Origin of the sequence: Catenulispora rubra (genome assembly GCF_015356825.1) — a bacterium.
Taxonomy (GTDB): Bacteria; Actinomycetota; Actinomycetes; order Streptomycetales; family Catenulisporaceae; genus Catenulispora; species Catenulispora rubra.
This window is the reverse complement of record NZ_JAACYW010000297.1, coordinates 1-14,007: the sequence shown is the minus strand read 5'-3', so window position 1 is coordinate 14,007 and position 14,007 is coordinate 1. Positions and strand designations below refer to the sequence as shown.

General features: G+C 70.7%; 14 protein-coding genes. 6 read left to right on the top strand and 8 right to left on the bottom strand.

Going from position 1 to position 14,007, the window contains the following annotated elements:
* On the top strand, window positions 1-751 hold a 751-nt coding region (locus GWK61_RS45110), incomplete at its 5' end, for a DUF4097 family beta strand repeat-containing protein (protein ID WP_194918774.1).
* Window positions 752-760: 9 nt separating this feature from the next.
* Window positions 761-1,507: a DUF4097 family beta strand repeat-containing protein gene (locus tag GWK61_RS45105; RefSeq protein WP_194918772.1), complete on the top strand. Its 747-nt coding sequence runs from the start codon at window positions 761-763 to the stop codon at window positions 1,505-1,507.
* Here the strand turns inward: GWK61_RS45105 and GWK61_RS45100 are convergent.
* Window positions 1,500-2,540, bottom strand: coding sequence for an alpha/beta hydrolase (locus GWK61_RS45100; RefSeq protein ID WP_194918770.1), 1,041 nt, complete (start codon window positions 2,538-2,540; stop codon window positions 1,500-1,502). The two genes, GWK61_RS45105 and GWK61_RS45100, sit on opposite strands and share 8 nt — an antisense overlap.
* A gap of 79 nt (window positions 2,541-2,619) precedes the next feature.
* Between GWK61_RS45100 and GWK61_RS45095 the strand changes: the two genes are divergently transcribed.
* The 3 genes from GWK61_RS45095 (at window position 2,620) to GWK61_RS45085 (ending at window position 5,149) form a co-directional block, all read left to right on the top strand.
* Window positions 2,620-3,315, top strand: coding sequence for a PadR family transcriptional regulator (locus tag GWK61_RS45095; RefSeq protein ID WP_323748045.1), 696 nt, complete (start codon window positions 2,620-2,622; stop codon window positions 3,313-3,315).
* Window positions 3,316-3,376: 61 nt separating this feature from the next.
* Complete coding sequence (locus GWK61_RS45090; protein WP_194918765.1) at window positions 3,377-3,967, top strand: pyridoxamine 5'-phosphate oxidase family protein; 591 nt, start codon at window positions 3,377-3,379, stop codon at window positions 3,965-3,967.
* A 159-nt stretch (window positions 3,968-4,126) separates the two neighbouring features.
* Window positions 4,127-5,149: an acyl-CoA dehydrogenase family protein gene (locus GWK61_RS45085; RefSeq protein WP_194918763.1), complete on the top strand. Its 1,023-nt coding sequence runs from the start codon at window positions 4,127-4,129 to the stop codon at window positions 5,147-5,149.
* 89 nt (window positions 5,150-5,238) lie between these two features.
* Here the strand turns inward: GWK61_RS45085 and mctP are convergent, their stop codons facing one another.
* The 5 genes from mctP to GWK61_RS45060 all read right to left on the bottom strand — a co-directional run bounded on the left by mctP (window position 5,239) and on the right by GWK61_RS45060 (window position 10,283).
* The gene (gene mctP / locus GWK61_RS45080) at window positions 5,239-6,948 is read right to left on the bottom strand and encodes a monocarboxylate uptake permease MctP (protein ID WP_194918762.1); all 1,710 of its coding nucleotides are present in this window, start codon (window positions 6,946-6,948) and stop codon (window positions 5,239-5,241) included.
* Window positions 6,945-7,316, bottom strand: coding sequence for a DUF3311 domain-containing protein (locus GWK61_RS45075; protein WP_194918761.1), 372 nt, complete (start codon window positions 7,314-7,316; stop codon window positions 6,945-6,947). Before GWK61_RS45075 ends, mctP begins: the two co-directional genes overlap by 4 nt.
* A gap of 111 nt (window positions 7,317-7,427) precedes the next feature.
* On the bottom strand, window positions 7,428-8,189 hold the full coding sequence (locus tag GWK61_RS45070) for a bestrophin-like domain (RefSeq protein ID WP_228564001.1): 762 nt from the start codon (window positions 8,187-8,189) through the stop codon (window positions 7,428-7,430).
* A complete protein-coding gene (locus tag GWK61_RS45065) occupies window positions 8,189-9,607 on the bottom strand; it encodes a sigma-70 family RNA polymerase sigma factor (RefSeq protein WP_194918757.1) in 1,419 nt (472 codons plus the stop codon). The genes GWK61_RS45070 and GWK61_RS45065 overlap by 1 nt, the downstream gene beginning before the upstream one ends.
* A gap of 187 nt (window positions 9,608-9,794) precedes the next feature.
* On the bottom strand, window positions 9,795-10,283 hold the full coding sequence (locus tag GWK61_RS45060; protein WP_194918755.1) for a hypothetical protein: 489 nt from the start codon (window positions 10,281-10,283) through the stop codon (window positions 9,795-9,797).
* 271 nt (window positions 10,284-10,554) lie between these two features.
* Here GWK61_RS45060 and GWK61_RS45055 point away from each other — a divergent pair, with 271 nt between their 5' ends.
* On the top strand, window positions 10,555-13,026 hold the full coding sequence (locus tag GWK61_RS45055; protein ID WP_194918753.1) for a beta-glucosidase family protein: 2,472 nt from the start codon (window positions 10,555-10,557) through the stop codon (window positions 13,024-13,026).
* 16 nt (window positions 13,027-13,042) lie between these two features.
* Here GWK61_RS45055 and GWK61_RS45050 read toward each other — a convergent pair whose 3' ends face one another.
* Together GWK61_RS45050 and GWK61_RS45045 are read right to left on the bottom strand one after the other, a co-directional pair.
* On the bottom strand, window positions 13,043-13,243 hold the full coding sequence (locus GWK61_RS45050) for a hypothetical protein (RefSeq protein WP_194918751.1): 201 nt from the start codon (window positions 13,241-13,243) through the stop codon (window positions 13,043-13,045).
* Window positions 13,231-13,971 carry a COG4280 domain-containing protein gene (locus GWK61_RS45045; RefSeq protein ID WP_194918749.1) on the bottom strand — a complete coding sequence of 247 codons (741 nt, stop codon included), beginning with the start codon at window positions 13,969-13,971 and terminating at the stop codon, window positions 13,231-13,233. Before GWK61_RS45045 ends, GWK61_RS45050 begins: the two co-directional genes overlap by 13 nt.
* Window positions 13,972-14,007: the final 36 nt, after the last annotated feature.

Below are 14,007 nucleotides of genomic sequence, written 5' to 3'. Positions count from 1 at the left end.
CCTCATGACCTTCGATGCCACCCCGCCCCGCGCCCCGATCGGCGCCCTGCGGATCAGCACCATCGCGATGGCCGGCGTGATCGTGGCCGTGAGCGTGCCGGCTGTCGCCGCGGCGTTCGCGATGTCCTCGCGGGTGACCGATCAGCAGGCCCGGGTCGGGATCGCAGCCGCGGGTCCGATCACGCGGGTCGTGGTCGCCGACTCTGAGAGCGACGTGCAGATCACCGGCAACGCCGGCGCCACCGGGGTGGCCGGGCAGGCCGTCCTGCAGTGGAAGGGCAAGGGCGGCAAGCGGCCGGTGCTGCGGCAGAGCGTCGCGGACGGTGTGCTGACGCTCACCAAGGACTGCTCCGCCGGTGGCTGCGGGCCCGTCGGCATCACGCTGACGGTGCCGCGCAACGTCTCGGTGCAGGTGACCACCTCCCAGGGGGACATCGAGGTCAGCGGGGTGACCGGCGCGGTCGACCTGACGTCCAGCAGGGGCGGCATCAACGCCGAGGACCTGGGGTCGGGGAACGCCTCGTTCAAGACCACCGAGGGCAGCATCAACGCCGCCTTCCACGGCGCCCCGACCCGGATCACGGCGAGCAACGCCAACGGCAGCGTCACCATCGCCACCGACGGACAGACCGCCTACTACGACTCGGTCAGCACCACCAACGGCCTCCGGCACCTGACGAACGTGCAGGACCGCAAGGCCGCCGCCGAGATCGACGTGACCACCACCAACGCCGACGTGACGATCAGTTAGAGGCCTGAGATGAGCACTGAACCCACTCCGACCCGCCGCCCGATCGCGGGCATCCGGGTCAGCACGGTCGCGCTGCTCGGCGTCGTCGCCGCGATCGCCATCCCGTGCGGCGCCGCGGCCCTGGTCGTGTCCGGGTCCATCGACAGCCAGCACACACAGCAGACGCTCGGCCAGGCGGACCCGGTCACCCGGGTCGTGGTCGAGGACAGCGACAGCACGGTCCGGATCACCGGTAACGCGGCGGTGTCCGGGATGACCGGCAAGGCCGATCTGACCTGGCACTCGTTCAGCGGCACAGGCCACCCGAAGGTGACGCAGCAGTACGCCGACGGCGTGCTGACGCTGACCAAGGACTGCGACGGCGGAGACTGCGGCGCGGGGATCGACATCCAGGTGCCCCCGACGGTCTCCGTGCAGGTGACGACCAGCAACGCGAGCATCTTCGTCACCAACGTCTCCGGCCCGGTGAACCTGCACAGCACGAACGCGGACATCCACGCGGACCAGCTCGGCTCGGGCGATGCCGTCATGAACACCACCAACGCCAGTATCAAGGCCTCGTTCGTCGGCGGCCCGAGGAACATCACGGCGGCCACCACCAACGCGAGCGTCCTCATCGTCACCGACGGCAGCACCCTGTACTACGACAAGGTCTCCACCACGAACGCGGAGCCGAACCTGCAGAACCAGCAGGACCACCGTTCCAACAACGTCATCGACGTGACCACCACCAACGCCGGGGTCACGATCAAGTAGCGCCGGAGGCGCCGGAGGCGCCGGCGGTATCAGAGGCGTCGGAAGCACCGGAGGCGTCCGAGCCGAGAGCGGCCCGCACCGCGGCGAACACCGCGGCGCGGGTCTTCGCGGCGGTCGGATGCGGCATGCTCAGGAAGCCGTGGAACATCCCCTCGACCTGGAAGTGGTCCACGGCGACCCCGGCCGCCGCGAGCTTGCCGGCGTAGGCGTCGCCCTCGTCCCGCAGCGGATCGTGCTCGGCGGTGACGATGACGGCGCGCGGCAGACCGCTGTGGTCCGGCGCTTTGATCGGCGACATATGGGGATCCGTGACGTCGGCGCCCTGGACGTACTGCTCGTGGAACCAGGCCATGTGCTTCGCCGTGAGGAAGAAGCCGGTCGCGTTCTGCTGCCGCGAGGGATAGCCGGCGCCGTCGGCGGCGAGATCGACCGATGGGTAGATGAGCAGCTGCACGGCGATCTTCGGGCTCTGATATCCCAGGGCCGCCCGGTCCCGCGCCATCAGCGACACCACCGCGGCGAAGTTGCCGCCTCCGCTGTCGCCGGCGACGGCCAGCCGTGCGGGGTCCACGCGCAGCTCGGCGGCGTGCTCGGCGACCCACGTGGTTGCGGCGTAGGCGTCTTCGAGGCCGCCGGGATACGGCGTCTCGGGTGCGAGGCGGAATTCCACGGAGACCACGGTCGCGCCGGTGGAGCGCGCGATGTCGCGGCAGAAGTTGTCGTAGATGGCGATGTTGCAGATGCTGAAACCGCCGCCGTGGAAGAACACGACGACAGGCGTCACAGTGTCCTGATCCGTCACAGTGTCCTGATCCGCCACCGGACGGTAGATCCGGACCGGGATCCCGGGGGCGCCCTCGGGACCGGGGATGGTCCGGTCCACGACCGACGGCAACGGCACCAGGACCGGCAGATTCGGTGCCAGGTCGAGGATTTCGCGCGCGTGGGCCGCGTCGGTGACGCTGCCGCCGAGGTCGGGGAAGACCACGGCGAGCATGTCGACGATGGCGCGGGCCTGCGGGTCGAGCGTCATCGGGTCTCGTCCTTCTTCGTCCGGTGGTCTCCGTTGCGGCGTCATGCGAGACGGTACCCATCTGGCTACCCTTACTGACGTGCCCCCTCAATCACAGGACGAACCGGCGGAAACCGAAGCCGGCGCCGACGACCCGCGTCTGCCGGCGACCGGTTGGGCGGTGCTCGGGATGCTGTCGTTCGAGCGGGAGCTGTCCGGCTACGACATCAAGAAGTGGGCCGACTGGTCGCTGAAGTTGTTCTACTGGTCGCCGTCGTTCAGCCAGATCTACGGCGAGCTCAAGCGGCTGGAGAAGCACCGGTACGTGACGTCGCGGACCGTGATGCAGGACGACGTGCGCAGCAAGCGCGTGTACGCGATCACGGACTCCGGGCGCGAGGCGGTGCGGACCTGGGCACGGACGGCGCCGGTCGAGGTTCCGGTGCTGAAGCACGGCGTGCTACTACGGGTTTGGTTGGGGCACCTGACCGAGCCGGAGCGGCTGCGCGAGATCGTCGCGGAGCACCGGGACAATTCGGAGCGGCGGCGAGCCGAAGCGGCGGTGGACGCGGAGGCCGCGCACAGCGAGACGGCGTGGGCGTATCCGGAGATCGCGTTGAAGTGGGCCGAGCGGTACCACAAGGCGGAGCGGGATCTGGCCGAGCAGATGCTGCAGGACCTGGACGAGCTGACGGCTTCGGGGCGGGCTACGGAGCCGGTACCGCTGGCGGCGGATCCGCCGTCGTCGGCCCCGCGGCTACCGGGGACGCCTTCGGACCTTAATGACAAGGACTGAATATAAGTCCACGATCCGGAATACTGTTGCCCAGAATGCGGGCACGATGGACACTCGAAGCATGGCTACCGTGCACGAGGTCATCGACGCCAAGCTCCGCACGTTCATCGAGGCGCAGCCCTTGTTCTTCGTGGCGACCGCGCCGCTGGCCGCCGACGGGCACGTCAACCTCTCGCCGAAGGGCACGCTGGGCTCCCTGGCGGTCCTCGGCCCGGATCGCCTCGCGTACCTGGACCTCACCGGCAGCGGCGCCGAGAGCCTGGCCCACCTGCGCGAGAACGGCCGCATCACGGTGATGTGGGTGGCGTTCGAGGGCCCGCCGAACATCGTGCGCGTCCACGGCACCGGCGAGGTCCTCTGGCGCGACGACCCCCGCTGGGACGAGTACATCGGGCTGTTCCCGGCCGCCGCCGATCCGGGGGCGCGCGCGATCGTACTGGTCCAGGCGACGCGCATCAGCGACTCCTGCGGCTACGCGGTGCCGTTCATGGAGTACAAGGGCGACCGGCGCCTGCTGGCGGAGTACTTCGGCCGGCGTGACGAGGAGTTCCACGTCGACTACGTGGCGCGCAAGAACGCGACGAGCATCGACGGGCTGCCGGCGGTGCCGGTGGAGACGCTGCGGGGGCAGGTCACGTCGGAGCGGTTGTAGGAGCGAATGTAGGCGCGAACGAGCCGACCGCGCCGCCGACTTGGCCGCCGACTTGACCAGAAAACCCGCGCGGACGCGGTGCGCGAGGCGAGGCCTTGCCGGTACTCGGGCCGGAGGCCGCTCTGGCGGGTTGCGGCGAAGGCCGCTACGGTCCGCCGCATGCGCTTCGACCCCGAACAAGAAGAACTCCGGCGGACGGTGCGGACGCTGCTGGAGCGGGCCGCCGGCGGCGATGCGTGGCGGCTGCTCGCCGAGCAGGTCGGAGCGCTCGGCCTTGCGATTCCCGAGGAGTACGGCGGCGCGGGCTTCTCGGTGCTGGAGACGCACGTGCTGTTGGAGGAGCTCGGCGCGGCGTTGGCGGTGCCCGGCTTCTTGAGCACGACGCTCGCGGCACAGGCGATTCTGGCTGGGGATTCGGCGGAGGCGAAGGCGGCGTTGCTGCCGGGGATCGCCGAGGGTGCAACGCATGCAGCGGTCGCATGGGAAGCCTCGGGAGTCACTGCAACTGAGGAAGCCAGCGGCTGGCGGCTGACCGGGACCGCGGATCATGTGCTCGACGGCAGCGAAGCCAACCTGCTCATAGTCCCTGCTCAAATGCCAGAGCGCAGATCACCGACCGCGCTGTTTGTTGTCGCTGCCGGCGATGCGGCGGTCAGTGAAGTAGAGACTGTCGATCCCGGCCGCCCGCAGGCCCACGTCGAGTTCCGAGCAGCACCGGCGCTCTCCCTGGGCGCCGACCCGGCCCGCGTCCTCGACCTCGCGTGCGTCGCGATCTCCGCCGAGCAGGTCGGCGCCGCGCAACGTGCCTTCGACCTGACCCTCGCCTATGCGAAGCAGCGCGTGCAGTTCGGCCGGCCGATCGGCTCGTTCCAGGCCGTGAAGCACCGCCTCGCCGACCTCTTCACGCTCCTGGAGTCCGCGCGCTCCGCCTCGTACGCCGCCGCTTTTGCCGCCGCGTCAGGGCACGAACTCACCGTCGCCGCCTCGCGCGCCAAGGCCTACTGCTCCGAGGCGTTCAGCACCATCGCCGGGGAGGCGATTCAGCTCCACGGCGGCATCGGCATCACGTGGGAGCACCCGATCCACCTCTACTTCAAGCGTGCGCATGCCACCTCGCAGCTGTTCGGCAGCCCGGCGTGGCATCGGCAGCGTTATGCCCGCGCGATCGGCCTCGCCGCCTGAGCCGCGCGCGCCGCGAAGATGCCGAAGCCCCGAGGCCACAAGGCCTCGGGGCTTCGTGTGTACCGCCAGCCGTCAGAACTCCGCCAGCCCTACAACTCCGCGAGTGCCGGCTCGGCCTCGATCAGGTCCGGCAGGTCCGCGTCGCCCTCGTCGGCCGTGTAGTCGGCGGCCTGCGTCTCGTCGACGCCGTCGGCGACCTTCACCGCGCGGAAGACCAGCGTCAGCACCACCGACACCAGCAGGTTCAGTACCAGGGCCGTGATCGCGATGTACGCGTACAGGTGCGTGCCCGGGACCTTGGCGATCTGGTTGCCGAAGTGCTGCTGCAGCACGGTCTTGCCGTCGGCCGCGAACTTCTTCTGCTGCCAGGCGACCACGACGCCGTAGATCACGCCGGTCCACAGTCCGGCCACCAGGGCCCAGCGGTGGAACCAGCGGTTGAACAGGCCGATCACGATCGCCGGGAAGGTCTGCAGGATCAGCACGCCGCCGAGCAGCTGGAAGTTGATCGCGCTGGTCGCGTCCAGGCCCAGGACGAAGGCCAGGGCGCCGAACTTCACCAGCAGCGACACCGTCTTCGACACCTGCGCCTGCTGGTGCGGAGTCGCGTCGGGCTTGATGAAGTCCACGAAGATGTTGCGGGTGAACAGGTTCGCCGCCGCGATCGACATGATCGCCGCGGGTACCAGGGCGCCGATCGCCACCGCGGCGAACGCCACGCCGGCGAACCAGGACGGGAACACCGCGTCGAACAGGGCCGGGACCGCGCGCTGCGCGTTGCCGCCGAGGTGGCCCTTGGCGGTGCCGTTGAAGCCGACGGCCAGGGCCATGTAGCCGAGCAGGGCGATGAAGCCCAGCACCAGCGAGTACATCGACAGGCCCGCCAGGTTCTTGCGGACCGTGTTGCGGGACTTCGTGGACAGCACGCCGATCTGCGCGTGCGGATACATGAACAGCGCCATCGCCGAGCCGAGCGCGAGGGTCGCGTACGGGAAGGCGTTGGTCTTGCCGTTGGCGTTGTTCAACGACAGGAAACCGGGCTTGGTCTTGCCGTTGGGTCCGGTGGAGGCCAGGTGGAAGATGCCGTGCCAGCCGCCGACGACGCGGGTCGGGATGTAGATGACCGCGACGATGATGACCAGGTAGATCAGGAAGTCCTTGACGAACGCGATCACCGCCGGGGCGCGCAGCCCCGAGGTGTACGTGAACGCCGCCAGCACCGCGAAGGCGATGAACAGCGGCAGGTCCTTGGCGAACGTCGAGGTGCCCTTGCCGCCGATCCCGATCACGTCCAGGCAGGCCTGGATCCCGACCAGCTGCAGCGCGATGTACGGCATCGTCGCCACCACGCCGACGATCGCGACGGCCAGACCCAGCGACTTCGAGCCGTACCGGCCTCGGGCGAAGTCGGCCGGCGTGACGTAGCCGCGCTTGCGCGAGACCGACCACAGCCGCGGCAGGAACAGGAAGACCAGCGGCCACACGATGATCGTGTACGGCACTGCGAAGAACCCGAACGCGCCGGCGGTCAGCGCCGCCGGGACCGCGACGAACGTGTACGCGGTGTACAGGTCGCCGCCGAGCAGGAACCAGGTGATCCAGCCGCCGAAGCTCCGGCCGCCCAGGCCCCACTCCTCCAGGTGGTTCGCCTCGCGGGCCTTGCGCCAGCGCGCGGCCAGGAAGCCGAGCACCGAGACCAGCAGGAAGAAGAAGATGACGACGGTCAGTTCGGTCTTGTTGATGCCGTGCGTGCCGACGTCGGGCGTCGGGACCGTCGCGGCGGTCAGGTGGGGGCTCATTCGGACTCCCCTTCCTGGGACTCTTCCTCAGGCTTTTCCTCGGACGGCGGCGCGGACTCTTCGGCAGGCGCCTCAGCGGCGGTCTCCCCGGCCGACGCGGTCGCCCCGGTCGCCCCGACAACCACCGCCTTGCGCGCCAACTCCTCGCGCCGCACCACGAAGTACGCCAGCCCCATCAGCGCCGCCGTCACCGCGACCCACAGAAGCTGCCACCAGAAGAAGAACGGGAAGCCCGCGACCTCTGGCTTGTCCTTGTCGAAGATCGGCACCCACAGCACCGCGACGAAGGGCACGATGACGCAGACCGCCGCGATGAGGCGGGCCGGCGTCAGCACCGGCCCTCTAGTACTCAGCTCGTGCTCTGACATGAGACGAGAACCCTCCCGTTTACGTAGGGAAACTGCGCCGAAATCTAGTCGCCCGGCGCTGCTCCGATCACGGGCTCGTTGACAACGACTCGGTAACGGATGCTACTGATCTCAACCGTTGATCTGCGTGAATTGCTCAAGCGCGTGTCGGAAGGCCGTCGGGGCGATGGCCAGCGGCTCGGAGTACGGGTGCGACAACCCGATGACAATGAGGATTCCCAAACCGACCATCGCGCCGAGACCCGACAACACCACCACATTGCGGCCGTTGGCCGTCAGCCCCACCAGCGGTGGGTAGGCCACCAGCAGCAGCGCGGCGACCACGAGCGCGAAGTACAGCAGCGAGGGCATGGAGTAGTTGACGTCCGCAGCCCTGATCAGCCGCTTGGAGTAGATGTCGTCCAGCGCGGCGGAGACGTCGGCCCGGCTCTTCTCGTCGGCGGCGCTGGCCGGGTGGATCGCGCCGACCTCAACGCGCAGCCCGTCCAGCGTGGTCGCGGCCTCCTCAGAGGTCTGATGCCGTCCCATGGCCGGCCAGTCGTCGGCGACGACCTGGCTGGCGTACACGGTCAGCCCGGCGCGCACCTTGTCCCGGTCGGCCGGCGGGAGCTTGCCGGCCAGCCAGTACGTCGTGGTCACCGAACGGGCCTCGTCATACGTGTGCTGACGGTCGGTGTTGTACGTCGACCAGGTGCTGGCGATCAGGAACGCGGTCACCAGGATGAACGAGGAGAGCAGAGCGCTGCCGACCACCGACAGGGCCTGCGGGTTGTGCGACCCGGAGACCGCCCGCTCGGAGCGTCCGAGCAGCCGGGCCAGGCCGACTGCCACGATCACGCCGACGACGAGGGCGACGAGCGCCCAGAACACCATCACGGTTTGCCTCCTGAGGCCGGTCCGGTTGGTCCGCCCGCGGCCCCGCCGGCCGCGGCGGCCGCCGCGATGGTCGCCGGGACCATCAGGGCGACGATCGTGGTCAGGCCCCAGTCGGGGCCCGGGTCCGGCCGCTGCGGCGGCGCCGCCGCCTCGGCCGGGGGGATCTCAGGCTTCTTCGTCGGCCGGGGCGCGGGCGGCTTGGCGATCGTCGTGTGCCGCACCGGCGGCGGCAGCACCGGCGGCGCGCTTGTCGGCTTCGGGGCCGGGGGCTTCGGCGACGGCGTGGCGCTCGCCACCCGCGTCGGCGGGGGCAGGGCGACGGCCGGTGCGCTGGAGGACGGCTCGCCGAGCGGCGGGGCCCCCTTCCCGCCTCCCGACATGCCCCACGCCAGGATCGCGCACGCCACCACCGCGACCGCCGTCATCGTCATGACCTGCGTCCGGCTCTTGCGCAGCTGCATCAGCCAGCGGGCCAGCAGCGCGCCGGACTTCGCTGTCCCGTCGGCTGCGGCGCCTGCGGCTGTTCCGGCCGCGGTACCTCCGCCGGCCACCGTCGCGGTCGTGCCCACCGACGTCGCCACCAGGCCGGTGGCCGCCGCCGCACCGAGGGCCAGGCCGCCGATGATCTTCGCGGCCGCCGCGGAGCCGAACACCAGGGGCGACAGCACCTCCGGCAGCGCCTCGTTGAACTTCAGCAGCTCCAGATACAGCCCCGTGCAATCAGCACACGTATCCAGGTGCCGCTCGACCTTCGTGTGCTCCCGCGTCCCCAGCTTGCCGCGTACGAACGGCGCCAGCCGTTGCGCGAAGGGCCGGCACGCGTCGTTGACCGTCTCGGCTAAGTGCTCCTGTAAGAACGCCTGCCGTAGGCCCTCCCGGGCCCGGTACGCCAGCGCCGACACCGCCGACGGCGACAGGTCCAGCAGCGGCGCCACCTCCGCCGGCGTCTCGCCCTCGACCTCCAGGTGCCACAGTACGATCTGCCAGCGCTCCGGCAAAGAATGGAAGGCGCGCGAGGTGATCTGCCGGTCGAAGGCCTCGTCCAGCGGGTCCCGGTCCGCGCCGGTCACCGGCGCCGCCGTCACCTCCAGCTCGGCGATGTTCTCCACCAGCCGCACGCGCTTGTCCGACTCGGCCCAGTCGAAGGCGGTGCGGCGCAACGTCGTGTACAGATACGCGCGGAACGCCTCGTCCGGGCCGTTCCCCCGGTCGATCGCGGTCAGCACCCGGGTGAACGCCTCGGCCGCGAGGTCGTCCGCGGCCGCCTCGTCCCGCGCCAGATGCCGCGCCACGCGCAGCGCCGCGCGTCGGTGCCGCTCGTAGAGCGGTCCGTACGCGCGCCGGTCGCCGGCCCGCACCATGGCGATCAGCTCGGCGTCGGTGGGTGGGTGCTGCTGCTCCCCGGGGACGGGCACGGGCGGCCTCCTAGCGTCGGCGTCGTCCACGTACTTCCACGTGAACGGGCGCGCGACACCGAGGCGGTGACGCCCGGTGCGCGACCGGGGACAGCTTGGACCTTCCCACGGTCGCTTGTGCGGTTATCCGAGTGCGAAGTACCCGACCGGATGAACGCAGGGTATTGACTTTCTTGGAAGCCCGTCGTCACAGCAGGCGCGCGCCGGTCGGCTCCGAGAGCACCGACAGCAGCGCGCCGGCCGGCGTCCACAGGACCGCGGCGCCACCCGGCGGCACCAGCCAGTGCAGCCAGCCGCGCCAGGGCAACAGCGGCGGCAGGGTGGCCGTCGAGCCCCGGCCCCCGACGCGGACGCCGAGGGCCCCGCCTAATCGGCCGGCCCACTCGCGCAGCGCGGCGGTCTCGGCGTGCCCGGCGTGCCCGGCGTGCCCGGCGACCGGAGCCTGGTCCTCGGGCGCCGGCGCCACCAGGAACCCCACCCGCATCACGGATCTCCGCGAGTCGGCGACGACGGGACCGAGCCGCACTCTGCGGGCCCGCAGCGCTGTCAACGCCGCGTGCCCGACGGCCGCCGGCATGCTCACCAGGTCGAAGGCCTGTCCCACCGCGATCGTCAGCGGTAGGGCGGGGTCGATGTAGAGCCCCCGCAACTCGGCCCGGCCGTTCTCGGTCACCATCGTCGCCTCCCTCACGCGGGGCCCAGTGCTAAGACCCCTCGCCCTAAGAGACGGGGTTTGGGAGATTTCATAACGCGGGTTCGGCGAAGAATCTTGGGCGGTTCTTGGACGGTTCGCGCCGGGGCCGGCGATCCACCCGGATGCGCGGGTAGGAGGGGTAAGGGTTGCGTTCGCACGCCTGCGCCGGATGATCGGCGGTGATGCCTGTGGTGCGCGCCGACGGGACCGGCACACCACGCGGTGTCGCTGAAACGTTCGAAGGGGATCGGCGATGGATGAGGATATCGAGCGCGGCAGGGCGCGGGCGGACACAGTGCTGGTCGAGCTGGTTGGACGTCTCACGCTTGACCAGAAGGTCGCACTGCTCACCGGCGAGGATTTCTGGTCGCTGCCGGCCGTCCCGGAGATCGGGCTGCGCCGGATCCTGCTGTCGGACGGCCCCGCCGGCGTGCGCGGGACCACCTGGGACGAGCGCGATCCGTCGCTGCTGTTCCCGAACCCGACGGCGCTCGCCGCGACGTGGGACGTCGGGCCCGTGCGCCGTGCCGGGGCCCTGATGGGAGCGCAGGCGCGGGACAAGGGCGTCGGGTGGCACCTGGCGCCGAACGTCAATCTGCATCGCAGTCCCCTGGGTGGCAGGCATTTCGAGTGCTATTCCGAGGACCCGGTGCTGACCGCGACGATCGCCGCGGCCTTCGTCGACGGGGTGCAGAGCGCGGGCGTGGCCTCGACGGTCAAGCACTTCGTCGCCAACGAGTCCGAGACCGAGCGCATGACGTACGACGCCGAGATCGACGAGACGACGCTGCGGGAGGTGTACCTGCCGCCGTTCGAGGCCGCGGTGCGGGCCGGCGCGTGGTCGGTGATGGCCGCGTACAACTCGGTCGGCGGCGTCAGCATGACCGACAACGGCGCGCTGATCAACGGCGTGCTCAAGGACGGCTACGGCTTCGACGGCGTCGTGGTGTCCGACTGGTTCGCCACGCGGTCGACGGCCGCCTCGGCGAACGCCGGGCTGGACGTCGTGATGCCTGGGCCGCAGGGGCCGTGGGGCGAGGCGCTGGTGGCGGCGGTGCGCAAGGGCGAGGTCGAGGAATCAGTGGTCGATGACAAGGTGCTGCGAGTCCTGTTGCTGGCCGATCGCACCGGATTCCTCGACGGTTCCGAGCCGCTGCCTCCGGTGACGACGCCGGACGACGCCGCCGCGCAGCTTCGCGAGATCGCGGCGCGCGCCATGGTGGTGTTGCGCAACGAAGAGGTCAACGGGTCGCCGTTGTTGCCGCTGGATCCCTGGTCGGTGCAGCGCGTCGCGGTCATCGGGCCGAACGCCGAGCACCTGACGGCGCAGGGCGGCGGCTCCGCTCACGTGAACCCGGCTCATGTTGTCAGTCCTCTGACGGGATTGACCAAGGCCCTGGGCTCGATGGTGAGGGTCGAGTACGCGCAAGGCGTTGTCACACAACGTCTTCTGCCGCCGCTGTCGCCGGGGAGTGCGAGCGATCCCGACACCGGGCACGCGGGGCTGCGGGTGGACTTCATCGATCCGGCGGGCGACGTGCTGGGCAGCGAGGTGCGGCAGGCGTCGCGGTTCGTGTTCATGGGCGGGCTTCCCGCCGGAACCGCCGGGATCCGCGTGCGGGCCGATGTTGCCATCACGGCTGCGGGCAATCATCAGTTCTCTGTTTCCGGGGTCGGCGCGTTCCGGTTGGTGATCGGGGATAACGCGCCGATGAAGATCATGCTGTCCCCGAGTGCCGGCGGCGATCTCGCCGAGGGGCTGGTCCGGCCGCCCGAGCACCGCGTCGATGTGGAGATCGAGCCGGGGACCGTGCGGATCGAGGTGGTCGCGCAGATCGATCCGGAGCTGCCGGTCGCGATGTTCGGGCTCAACCACGCGGCGCCGGGGCCGAGCGAGGATGAGCTGTTCGCCGCGGCGGTGGCGGCGGCGCGGGCCGCGGACGTGGCGATCGTCGTAGTCGGGACGACCGATGAGGTGGAGAGCGAGGGGTTCGACCGGACCGACCTGAAGCTGCCGGGGCGGCAGGACGAGCTGGTCGCGGCGGTGGCTGCCGTCAACGCGCGGACGATCGTGGTGGTGAACGCCGGGGCGCCGGTGGAGATGCCGTGGCGGGCGTCGGTTCCGGCGGTGCTGTGGGCGTGGTTCCCCGGGCAGGAGGGCGGCTCGGCGATCGCCGACGCGGTGACCGGCGCGGTCGAGCCCGGCGGGCGGCTGCCCACGACGTTCCCGACGAACGCGGACGAGGTTCCGGTGCTGTCGACGCGGCCGGTGGACGGGAAGATCGTGTACGGCGAGGGCACGATGTTCGGGTACCGCGGGTACGAGAAGGCCGGGGTCGTTCCGGCGTATCCGTTCGGGCACGGCCTCGGGTACACGACGTGGGAGTACGAGGACATCACGGCCGCGGTGACGGCGGCCGGGGACGTCGAGCTCGCGGTGCGGGTGCGGAACACCGGGTCGCGGATCGGGCGCGAGGTGGTGCAGATCTACCTGGCCGACTGCGGCGACCGGCCCGAGCCGCGGCGGCTGGTCGGGTTCGGCTCGACGCTGGCCGCGCCGAACGAGATCGCGACCGTGCCGATCACCGTTCCGGCGCGGGTGCTGGCGCGCTGGGACGCGGCGCGCGGGGCGTGGTGCTCGCGCGGGGGCGTGCGGGAGCTGATCGCGGCGCGGTCGGCGTGGGACGCGCGGCTGCGGACGCGGGTGGAGATGGTGGCGTCGTAGGGCCCTTACTTCTTGCTTACTTCTTGCGCACGGCGCGCGCCAGCGTGGCGGCGAGCGCGAGGGTGACGATCACCGGGAGGAGCCACCAGGACGCGGTGGTGTGCGTGCTGAGCGCGGCGGTGCCGGCGAGGGCGGCGACGACGAGGACGGCGACGAGCGGGTCGTCGCCGATGACGAAGTCGTACCAGAACAGCCCGAAGGACTTCAGTTTGCCCACGCCGCGCGCCTCCGCTTCAGGACCCAGACGGCGCCGACCGCGACGAGCAGGATGTAGGCCAGGACGAGGGGGAGCGCGGCATCGTTGCCGGGCCAGTGCGCGCCGGCACCCTCGGCCCCCCAGAAGAGGCCGAAGCCGGTGAGCATCACCCCGACCGCGAACTTCATGGTGTTCTCCGGCACCCGCGCCAGCGGCGCCTTGATCGCCACCCCGGCCGCGCACACCGCGAGCACCGCGGCCACCGCTGCGACCGCCGCGAGCGGGATGTCGCGCTGGTTCGCGCCGAAGGTGAGGGCGATGAAGGCCACCTCCAGGCCCTCCAGCACGACGCCCTTGAAGCTGAGGGTGAAGGCGTACCAGTCCTCGACGAGGGACTTCCGCGACGCGGCGGCCTCCCGCGCGGCCTTGACCTCGCGCTGATAAGCGGCGGCCTCATCCCGCAGGTCCTTGTACCCGGAGGCGCGCAGGATCGCCTTGCGCAGCCACTGGAGCCCGAAGGTGAGCAGCAGCCCGCCGACCACCAACCGCAACGCCTTGAGCGGCAGCACGGTCAGCGCTGGCCCGAGCGCCGCGACGACGACCGCTAGTAGCAGGAGCCCGGCGGCGACGCCCTGGAGCGCCGAGCGCCAGCCCCTGGTCAGGCCGACGGCGAGCACGATGGTGAGCGCTTCCACGGCTTCGACGGCACAGGCCAGGAAGACGGACAGGAGGAGGAAGGCGGTGCCCACGTGCTTAATGTAACGCGAGTGGGCGGGGGATTCGGG

Bases quoted from the DNA above. Each gene is read 5' to 3' on its own strand.
- GWK61_RS45070 (WP_228564001.1), bottom strand. From the start codon at position 8,189: ATGGTGTTCTGGGCGCTCGTCGCCCTCGTCGTCGGCGTGATCGTGGCA.
- mctP (WP_194918762.1), bottom strand. From the start codon at position 6,948: ATGAGCCCCCACCTGACCGCCGCGACGGTCCCGACGCCCGACGTCGGC.
- GWK61_RS45100 (WP_194918770.1), bottom strand. From the start codon at position 2,540: ATGACGCTCGACCCGCAGGCCCGCGCCATCGTCGACATGCTCGCCGTG.
- GWK61_RS45060 (WP_194918755.1), bottom strand. From the start codon at position 10,283: ATGGTGACCGAGAACGGCCGGGCCGAGTTGCGGGGGCTCTACATCGAC.
- GWK61_RS45085 (WP_194918763.1), top strand. From the start codon at position 4,127: ATGCGCTTCGACCCCGAACAAGAAGAACTCCGGCGGACGGTGCGGACG.
- GWK61_RS45090 (WP_194918765.1), top strand. From the start codon at position 3,377: ATGGCTACCGTGCACGAGGTCATCGACGCCAAGCTCCGCACGTTCATC.
- GWK61_RS45055 (WP_194918753.1), top strand. From the start codon at position 10,555: ATGGATGAGGATATCGAGCGCGGCAGGGCGCGGGCGGACACAGTGCTG.
- GWK61_RS45105 (WP_194918772.1), top strand. From the start codon at position 761: ATGAGCACTGAACCCACTCCGACCCGCCGCCCGATCGCGGGCATCCGG.
- GWK61_RS45075 (WP_194918761.1), bottom strand. From the start codon at position 7,316: ATGTCAGAGCACGAGCTGAGTACTAGAGGGCCGGTGCTGACGCCGGCC.